Source organism: Moorena sp. SIO4G3 (assembly GCF_010692305.1).
Taxonomy (GTDB): domain Bacteria; phylum Cyanobacteriota; class Cyanobacteriia; order Cyanobacteriales; family Coleofasciculaceae; genus Moorena; species Moorena producens_A.
In genome coordinates, this window is the sequence record NZ_JAAHIG010000620.1 from 1 (window position 1) to 3,017 (window position 3,017).

The following is a 3,017-nucleotide window of genomic DNA, read 5'->3' on the forward strand; positions in this document are numbered from 1 at the left end:
GGAGATAGGGGGGATTAAAGCTAATAAAAAGTTATTTTTAACCTGAAAAAAAACCTCTCCCCAGCACCCCAGCTCCCTTTCACCCGTAGAAAAAGACAATTTATTCCTGAAAATGAAACAGCCCTGCTTGTTAAGGGGGATTTAGGGGGATCGCTTTGTACCTGATTAAGTCATATAATTGCTCTTATAGGGCGGGGAGTGTCAAACCACTAAATTACCAGCCACTCACCATCGACTTCAACTTATTCAACAAATTATCCCCATCTAACTTAAGTTTCCATGGCAGCAAGTCAGGGTTTTCTGGGTCTAAATTCTCCCACATTTGTAACCACTTACGAGCGCTATCTTTGTCTTTTTTCGCCATGAATAATTCAATTTGAGCAGTGCAAAAATTACTAAACTCCGAAAACTGAAAGCGCTTGCGAGATATTAGAGGCTTGAGCAAAGCTTCTGCTTCTGCAATTTCTCCTTTTTTGATTTTCAACCTTGCCAGAGATATGATTGGAAATAGATAATCATGATAGTTTGATGATAGTTCTGACAAAAGGTTGTAGGCTTATTCTGTGCGTCCTTGCATTTGATAGGTACCAGCTAAGTTATTGATTAAATCGGGTGATTCGGGTTCTATTTCCAAAGCTTTTTGCAGTATTTTTTCTGCCTCTACCGCTTTTTCTACTCCTCCTTTTGTCATCAACGATATAGCTTTAGCCCCCAGAGTTTTAACTTTACGGGAATGATTCGGCACAGTTGGCTCGTCGTGAAGCTCATAGGAGATTAGGTTAACCTCTTGCAATTCACCTTGAAACCACATTTTTACACCTTCTTGGGGCAACAGTTTGGCTTCAGACACCGTTATCGCAGCTTCATAACGCATGGCATCAGGACCATGCTGGCTGATGGCAAAGTCCCGCAGTGCTACTAGCATTTCCGGAGTTTTGCCCAAAGTAGCAAAGCGAAAAGCAAATTCTCTTCCTTGGGGGTCTCCTCTTTCCAGTAGTATGGGTATAAGAGTGTTAATCTGGGGATGTGAATCAAAATAATCCTCGGTGGTTTTGACTAAAAGCTGTTGACCCTTTTTTTTGGAGTGGGAATCTGCCAAAGCTGATAGGTCTTTTATTGTCTTTTGTGTTAACCAGCAACTCAAGGGGAATGCCCAAGGTGCGTGACGTTCACCAATTGGTTTCTTCAAGTCTTCCAGGTTTGCCTGTGCTAATTTTGACCCTTCGGTGCCTTCAGGGGTTTTCAACCATAATTTACGGGCTTCATCTATACGTCCCTGACGTGTTAGTGCTACTGCTACCAGGTGCGAAAACAACCCGCTAAACGACGTTCCTGAGAATTCTCCTGAAGCTTTAGCTTGCTCAAAAACTTGCAAAATTCCTTGGTCGTCACCAAAGTACGAGAGGGCTTCCACTTTCTTTGTCCACACGTCCCAGCCCTTAGCTTGGGAATTGATCAATCTTTCACAAGTACTTTCTGCTTCTTCCATATCACCATTGAGAATATGGTAGCGAGTCAGGTTCCCAAGGGCATGGATATTGTCTGGTTGAATTTCCAGGACTTTTTGGCAATAGGCGATTGCTTTATCATTATCCCCCAAGGTAAAGCTAATCAAGCTCAAGTTATTGTAAGAAAAAACAAAATCAGGTCGTAGTCGAAGTAACTCTTCATTGGCCAATTTTGCTTGTTCATATTTCCCTTGGATGAAATAAGCTTGAGCGCGTTCGTTTAATACCGCAATCTCCCAACCATTGGAGCGCGTTAAATTCATTTCAGCCAAGAGTTCATCCACCTTAGAATCTAAGTCTGCGATGGCTTCGCGGGCATCATCCGCCAAATCATGGTTGGGAAAACGACTCACAGCATTTTGAAAGGCTTCCAGGGCAAGTATTGGATGCAGGTTAGCATAGTGACCTCCCGCCAGGCCATATGCTGCATCTGCATTTTTAGGGTCTACTTTTACCAGCATTTCGCAAGCACGTTCATAAGCCGGTAAATCCTTTAATTCATAACAGACATTTACTAAATGGGAGAGAACATCTGCATTATGGGGGTAGTTATCACTCAAATTCTCCAGAACCACCTGGGCTTTTTCCCATTTTTGCTTGATTATCAAAGCTTCTGCCTTGCGAAGTTCCGGCATTAAGCTTTTAATTCCAAAACCACTACGTTTACTCAAGCCGGTTTTCTTTTTACTTGCCATTGCTAGTAACCTCCCTATTTTCTAGGGGGTAAGTAACTTTATTACTATCACGATGGTAGTAATGTCTGCACCCCCTTTTTTAGGAGTTTATTAGTGATGATGGTTTTTAAGACTATTATTTACTTTTTCTTTAACACAGGACGGGAGCAACTAGTACAGTCTGTCTCGCTATAGAGTTAATTAGCTTGAACTACGGTCAATCCAGGTTCCGAGATGCCCTGCCGTACCCCAGGCTATTTCTAGAATGTTTATAGGTGTATTGTGGTACTAGTATGATTAACTAGAGACAAATTAGGGAACAAACAATGAGCAACATCTACGTATTTCATCAGGGGCGAGGAGATAGTGGCTGGCTCTGGTATAACGTTTTTGATGGCAATGAGTGGCTTGGAGATCAAAAAGTTCATAAAACTGGGATGACAGGAGATCCATCAGCAGTAGTATACAATGACCTTCTCTATGTCTTCCACCAAGGACGGGGAGATAGTGGCTGGCTCTGGTATAACGTTTTTGATGGCAATGAGTGGGCTGGAGATCAAGAAATTGGTAATACTGGTATAAGTGCTGGCCCATCAGCAGTAGTATACAATGACCTTCTCTATGTGTTCCACCAAGGACGAGGGGATAGTGGCTGGCTCTGGTATAACGTTTTTGATGGCAATGAGTGGGCTGGGGATCAAGAGGTACCTAAAACCGGAATTACCTCTAGTCCATCAGCAGTAGTATACAATGACCTCCTCTATGTGTTCCACCAAGGACGAGGGGATAGTGGCTGGCTCTGGTATAACGTTTTTGATGGCAATGAGTGGGCTGG

3 protein-coding genes are annotated in these 3,017 nt (G+C 42.9%); 1 reads left to right on the forward strand and 2 read right to left on the reverse strand.

Translation table 11 applies throughout. The features are described 5' to 3' along the window. Positions 1 to 214: 214 nt before the first annotated feature. Complete coding sequence (locus F6J99_RS43760; protein WP_293123400.1) at positions 215 to 484, reverse strand: hypothetical protein; 270 nt, start codon at positions 482 to 484, stop codon at positions 215 to 217. Positions 485 to 556: 72 nt separating this feature from the next. Further along, a complete protein-coding gene (locus tag F6J99_RS43765) occupies positions 557 to 2,203 on the reverse strand; it encodes a tetratricopeptide repeat protein (RefSeq protein WP_293123403.1) in 1,647 nt (548 codons plus the stop codon). 305 nt (positions 2,204 to 2,508) lie between these two features. On the opposite strand from F6J99_RS43765, the gene F6J99_RS43770 reads away from it, so the two are divergent. After that, positions 2,509 to 3,017 (forward strand): hypothetical protein (locus F6J99_RS43770; protein WP_293123406.1); only part of this gene is annotated, 509 nt, incomplete at its 3' end.